This window comes from Frigoribacterium sp. CFBP 13605, assembly GCF_014839405.1.
In the GTDB taxonomy this organism is placed as follows: domain Bacteria; phylum Actinomycetota; class Actinomycetes; order Actinomycetales; family Microbacteriaceae; genus Frigoribacterium.
This window is the reverse complement of record NZ_JACYNS010000014.1, coordinates 40,919-47,140: the sequence shown is the minus strand read 5'-3', so window position 1 is coordinate 47,140 and position 6,222 is coordinate 40,919. Positions and strand designations below refer to the sequence as shown.

The following is a 6,222-nucleotide window of genomic DNA, read 5'->3' as shown; positions in this document are numbered from 1 at the left end:
GGTCACGCCGCGGCCGACGGGCTCGTCACGCGCGCCGCCGAGCAGCTCGCCGCCGGGGTCGTCACGCTCGCCAACCTGCTCGACCTCGACCGCGTCGTGCTGAGCGGTCCCGGGGTCGCGGTCGCCGGCTCGATCTACGCCCGGGCGGCCGTCGAGGCCCTGGCCCGCACGGCGTTCTCGCGGGGCGTGCACACCACGAGGGTGGAGGTCTCGACCGACCCGCGCGACGCGGCCGCGATCGGTGCGGCCGCCCTCGTCGTGCAACGCGCCATCTCGCGCTGACCCCGCGACGGTGCCCGGACCCGGCCCGCGCCTCCTCGGCACCGCGAGTCGTGCACTGCACCGGGTCCGGTCGGCTGCCCCGGCGGGCCCACACGCCTCCGCGCCGCGTGTCGTACAGCGCATCGCGTCTAGTCGGGGTGCCGTGCACGAAACGCGGTGTGGTGCGTGGGGAGGTACGCCGCGCAGCGTGCCCCCGCTGCCCGGGCGGGCCCACCTGCCTCCGCGCCGCGCCGCGTTCCGTGCAGCGCACCGCGTCTCGTCGGGGTGCTGTGCACGAAACGTGGTGTGGTGCGGGCCGGGCCAGCGCGGGCCGGGCGAGCGCGGGTCGGGCCGGTGTGGTTCGTCGCGGCACCGCAGGAGGCGCGGGTCACGATCCCGACACGTCCTCACGACTTTCTTGACTCGCTTACGTAAGTCGTCTAAGAAAGACCCGGGACCAGGCGACGGCGCCTGGCACGACGAAGGGTCGACGATGCCTCTCTCCATGACCAACCGCCGACGGGTCGGGTTCGGTGCGATCGCACTCGCGACCGCCGCGGGCCTCGCGCTCACCGGCTGCACCGCCTCGAGCGGCGGCGACGAAGGCGGCATCACCGCCAACACGGGCCCGGCGGGCGACCTCACGGCCAACTTCAACCCGTTCTCGGCCACGGCCGACAGCACCTCGCAGGGCCTGCTCTACGAGCAGCTCTTCTACTACAACGTGCTCACCGGCGCCGACCCCAAGCCCATGCTGGGCGAGGAGTACGAGTGGAACGACGACGGCACCGAGCTGACCGTCGACCTGCGCACCGGCGTGCAGTGGAGCGACGGCGAGGACTTCACGGCGGACGACGTCGCGTACACGTTCCAGACGATGCTCGACAAGCCCGAGCTGAACCGCGTCGGCTTCGAGGGCACCGTCGAGGCCACGGACGACGACACGGTGGTCTTCACCTTCGCCGACACCTCGTTCGTCAAGGGCCCGGACATCCTCGGCCAGGCCGCGATCGTGCCCGAGCACGTCTTCTCGAAGCTCTCCGACATCGCGACCGACCCGGTCGAGAAGCCGATCGGCACCGGGCCGTACATGCTCGACACCTTCACCCCGCAGAGCTACGTCTACAAGGCGAACCCGAACTACTGGCAGTCGGGCAAGCCCGAGGTCAAGAGCATCCGGTACATCGCCCTGGCGAACAACACCTCGGCCACCGACGCGATCGTCGGCGGCGACCTCGACTGGTCGAGCATCTTCATCCCCGAGGCCGACAAGGTGCTCGGCAGCAACCCCGACGTCAGCTACGTCGCCACCCCGCTGCAGCAGATCACGTTGATGACCTGCTCGAACGCCGACCTCGGCTGCACGGGGCCGCAGACCGACCCGGCCGTTCGCCAGGCGATCTACAAGGCGATGAACCGCGACCAGCTGAACGACCTGGCCTTCTCGGGCACGAACAAGCAGATCTCGCCGACCTTCATGACCCTCGGTCGTGACGACGACTACATCAGCCCCGACGTCGAGAAGGAGACGCCGATGACGGCCGACACCGAGGGCGCCGACGCGCTCCTGCAGTCGGCCGGCTACGCGAAGGGGTCGGACGGCATCTACGCCAAGGACGGCCAGAAGCTGCAGCTCGAGATCCAGGTCGTCACCGGCTACTCGGACTACATCGCGGCGATCGACGCCATGGCCGAGCAGCTGCGCGCGGTCGGCATCGAGATCACGCAGAGCGCCAAGTCGTACAACGAGTGGGTCGCCGCCCGCAACAACGGGCAGTTCCAGCTGACGATGGACTCGCTCGGACAGGGCCCCTCGACCGACCCGTACTACCTCTACAACGGCAACTTCGACTCGACGACGACCTCGCCGGTGGGCGAGCAGGCGATCAACAACTTCGCCCGCTACTCGAACCCGACCGTCGACGCCGCGATCGTCGCGGCCGAGCAGACCGACGACGTCGCGGCGAAGACCGAGCAGTACTTCACGATCCAGAAGGAGATCGTGGCGGACATGCCGTACATCCCCGTGCTGCTGCAGTCCACGCTCACCGAGTTCAACAGCGCGAAGGTGACCGGCTGGCCCACGGGCGACGACGACACCGAGAACTTCCCGGCGACGTGGAAGACCTGGGACAACGCCCAGACCGTCCTGAACCTGAAGCTCAAGTGATCGTGGTCGGGACCGAGAAGGTCAGGAGGCGCGGATGAGGTACGTCGCGCAGAAGGTCGGCTTCTACGCGGTCGCGTTGTTCGCGGCCCTGACGCTGAACTTCTTCATCCCGCGGTTGCTGCCCGGTGACCCGGTGGACATCCTGCTGGCCAAGATGCAGCAGAAGGGACCGGTCAGCGAGGCGACCGTGACCAGCCTGCGCCTCCTTCTCGGTTCCGACTCGGACGAACCCCTGTTCTCGCAGTACGTGCAGTACCTCGGCAACCTGGCCCGGGGGGACCTCGGCATCTCGGTGTCGTACTTCCCGGCCGGGGTGTCGACCATCATCGGCCAGGCCATCCCGTGGACGATCGCCCTGATCGGCATCGCGACGATCCTGTCGTTCGTCTTCGGGGTGGGTCTCGGGACCCTCGCCGGGTGGAAGCGCGGTTCGGTGCTGGACAACTTCATCCCGGTGACGACGATGTTCCAGGCGGTGCCGTACTTCTGGCTCGCGCTCATCCTGTTGTACGTGTTCGGCAGCGTCCTGCGGGTGTTCCCGCTGTCGGGCGGCTACAACGTGTACGAGGCGACGCCGGGGCTCAACTGGACGTTCGTCCAGAGCGCGGTGCTCTACGGCACGCTGCCGGCGTTGACGATCATCATCTCGTCGGTCGGCGGCTGGCTGCTCGGCATGCGCAACATGATGGTGTCGACCCTCAGCGAGGACTACATCGTCACCGCCGAGGCCAAGGGCCTGTCGCCGATGCGCATCCGCCAGAGCTATGCGGCCCGCAACGCGGTGCTGCCGCAGTTCGCGGGCTTCGCGATCTCGCTCGGGTTCGTCGTGTCGGGCTCCATCGTGACCGAGCAGGTGTTCTCGTACCCGGGCATCGGCAACGCGCTCTTCACGGCGACGCAGAACAACGACTACGCGCTGATGCAGGGCATCTTCCTGGTCATCACCCTCGCCGTGCTGGGGACGAACTTCATCGTCGACCTGATGTACGGCTTCATCGACCCGCGCACGCGCGCCAAGCGTTAGGACGACGAGCATGTCCACGATCGACCTCGGCCAGCTCGCCGACCCGAACTCGCCCACCGGCGACAGCGGCGCGGGCACCGGCCGGAAGGGCCTCAAGCGGGTCTTCCCGCACGTGACGCCCAAGCTCTGGGTGGGGGCGGGCATGATCGCCGCCATCGCCCTGTTCGGCCTGGTCTTCCCGTTCGTCGTCCAGAACCCGCAGGCCATCAGCGACGTCGGCCTGAGCGCCCCGAGCGGGGAGCACCTGCTCGGCACCACGCAGACCGGGCAGGACGTCTTCGCCCAGCTGGCGTACGCGACCCGCGGCTCGCTGCTGATCGGCGTGCTGGTCGGCGTCGTCGCGATGGCGTTGGCCATCGTCTTCGGCGTCATCGGCACCTACGTCGGCGGGTTCGTCGACGAGGCGTTCTCGCTGTTCTCGAACGTCGTGCTGGTCATCCCCGGCCTGCCGCTCGCCATCATCGTGTCGAGCTACGTGCCGCAGAAGGGCCTCGTGGTGATCGCCTTCGTGATCGTCATCACGAGCTGGGCGGCCAGCGCCCGCGTGCTGCGCGCCATCACGCTGAGCCTGCGGTCGCGCGACTACGTCGCCGCGTCGCGGGTGTCGGGCGAGAAGACCTGGCGCATCGTCGCCGTCGAGATCCTGCCCAACGTGCTGCCCGTGCTGGCCAGCCAGTTCTTGTTCGCGGTGATCTTCGCGATCCTCGCCGAGGCGGGACTGTCGTTCCTGGGGCTCGGCGTCTCGGGCCAGTTCACCTGGGGCTCGATGCTCTACTTCGCGCAGAACGGGCTCGCGCTGCGACTCGGCGCCTGGTGGTGGTTCGTGCCGCCGGGGCTGATGATCGCGCTGCTGGGGTGTGCGCTGTCGCTGATGAACTTCGCCATCGACGAGATCATCAACCCGAAGCTGCGCGACCAGACCCGGGCCGGCGTCAGCCGGGCCGACCGCAAGCGACTGGCGCGGGCCGAGGCCGCCGCCGGCACCACCGAGGGGGCCACCGCATGAGCACCGTCCTGACCGTCGAGGACTTCAGCGTCGACTACGCCGTCGAGCACCCCGTGCACGCCGTCAAGAACGTCAGCTTCGAGCTGGCCCGGGGCGAGATCCTCGGGCTGGCGGGCGAGTCGGGCTGCGGCAAGACGACGCTCGCCTACGGCATCAACCGGCTGCTCGGGGCGCCGGCCGTGATCACGGGCGGTCGGGTGGTCTTCCACGACGCCGAGGGCGCCGACATCCTGCTGCCCGAGCTCGACGACAAGGCGTTGCGGGCGTTCCGCTGGGACAAGCTGTCGATGGTGTTCCAGGGGGCGATGAACGCGCTCAACCCGGTGACGACGATCCAGGCGCAGCTCGAGGACGTCTTCAAGACCCACCGGCCGTACTGGAAGAAGGCCGACCGCGTCGAGCGGGCGGGCAAGCTGCTCGAGACCGTCGGGGTCGACCGCAACCGGCTCCGGTCGTATCCGCACGAGCTCTCGGGCGGCATGCGCCAGCGCGTGATGATCGCGATGGCGCTCGCCCTCGGCCCGCAGATGATGATCATGGACGAGCCGACCACCGCCCTCGACGTCGTGGTGCAGCGCGAGATCCTGCGCGAGATCGGGCGGTTGCGAGACGAGTTGGGCTTCGCGGTCATCTTCATCACGCACGACCTGCCGTTGCTGCTCGAGATCAGCGACCGCATCGCCGTGATGCGCGCGGGCGAGATCGTCGAGATCGGGGAGTCCACCGAGCTCTACACGAACCCGCAGCACGAGTACACGAAGAAGCTGCTCGGGTCGTTCCCGAGCCTCACGGGCGACCGCGGGGCGTTCATCCGCAGCGGGGTCGACGAGACGGCCCAGGACGGCGCGACCCGCGCCTCCTCGGGGCACGAACGGGCGACGTCCGTCGCCACGAGCACAGGAGGCGCGGCGTGAGCACGCTCGAGTTCCGGAACGTCGTCAAGGACTACCGGGTGCGCGGGGGCCGGGGTGAGAAGGGTCGCCTGCGTGCGGTGGACGACGTCAGCTTCACGCTGGAGGCCGGCAAGACGGTGGCCCTGGTCGGCGAGAGCGGCAGCGGCAAGTCGACCATCGCCAAGATGCTGCTGCAGCTCGAACGGCCGACGAGCGGCTCGATCGTGCTCGACGGTGCGGTCGCGCCCCGGCACGGCGAGGCCCTCCGGCGCTACCGGAGCGACGTGCAGATGGTCTTCCAGGACCCGTTCGCCTCGCTCAACCCGTTCCACTCGATCGGGCACCACCTGGCGCGGCCGCTGCTGCTGCACGGCAAGGCGACCCGCTCGACGGTCGACGAGAAGGTGCGCGACCTGCTCGGGCGGGTGCAGCTCGGCCCGGCCGCCGACGTCGCCGCGCGTCGACCGCACGAGCTGTCGGGTGGGCAGCGGCAGCGCGTGGCGATCGCCCGGGCACTGGCGCCCGAGCCGCGCATCCTCATCGCGGACGAGCCGGTCTCGATGCTCGACGTGTCGATCCGGCTCGGGGTGCTCAACCTGCTGGCCGACCTGCAGCGGCAGGAGGACCTCGGCGTGCTCTACATCACGCACGACCTGGCGACGGCCCGTCACTTCTCGGACGAGATCCTCGTGATGTACAAGGGGCAGGTGGTCGAGCGCGGGACCCCCGACGAGGTCATCCTGAACCCGCAGCACCCCTACACGCAGCAGCTCGCCGAGGCCGCGCCCGACCCCGAGAAGCGCATCGCCGAGCGGCGCGCCGCCCGCGCCTGACCCTCGCCCGACCCCACGCCACACCCTCGATCGCT

6 protein-coding genes are annotated in these 6,222 nt (G+C 69.4%); all 6 read left to right on the top strand.

The annotated features are described in order from the left end of the window. Window positions 1–282: ROK family protein (locus IFT36_RS05650; RefSeq protein WP_200412627.1), on the top strand; the 282-nt coding region annotated here is incomplete at its 5' end. 472 nt (window positions 283–754) lie between these two features. Continuing rightward, on the top strand, window positions 755–2,431 hold the full coding sequence (locus IFT36_RS05645) for an ABC transporter substrate-binding protein (protein ID WP_199736200.1): 1,677 nt from the start codon (window positions 755–757) through the stop codon (window positions 2,429–2,431). A 34-nt stretch (window positions 2,432–2,465) separates the two neighbouring features. Next, window positions 2,466–3,455, top strand: a complete 990-nt coding sequence (locus IFT36_RS05640) for an ABC transporter permease (RefSeq protein WP_123570318.1) — start codon at window positions 2,466–2,468, stop codon at window positions 3,453–3,455. Window positions 3,456–3,465: 10 nt separating this feature from the next. Continuing rightward, window positions 3,466–4,461 (top strand): ABC transporter permease, encoded by a 996-nt coding sequence (locus tag IFT36_RS05635; RefSeq protein WP_082460275.1) that lies wholly within the window; start codon window positions 3,466–3,468, stop codon window positions 4,459–4,461. Continuing rightward, window positions 4,458–5,375, top strand: coding sequence for an ABC transporter ATP-binding protein (locus IFT36_RS05630; protein ID WP_200412626.1), 918 nt, complete (start codon window positions 4,458–4,460; stop codon window positions 5,373–5,375). Before IFT36_RS05635 ends, IFT36_RS05630 begins: the two co-directional genes overlap by 4 nt. Continuing rightward, window positions 5,372–6,187, top strand: a complete 816-nt coding sequence (locus IFT36_RS05625) for an ABC transporter ATP-binding protein (RefSeq protein WP_056046094.1) — start codon at window positions 5,372–5,374, stop codon at window positions 6,185–6,187. Before IFT36_RS05630 ends, IFT36_RS05625 begins: the two co-directional genes overlap by 4 nt. Window positions 6,188–6,222 lie beyond the last annotated feature (35 nt).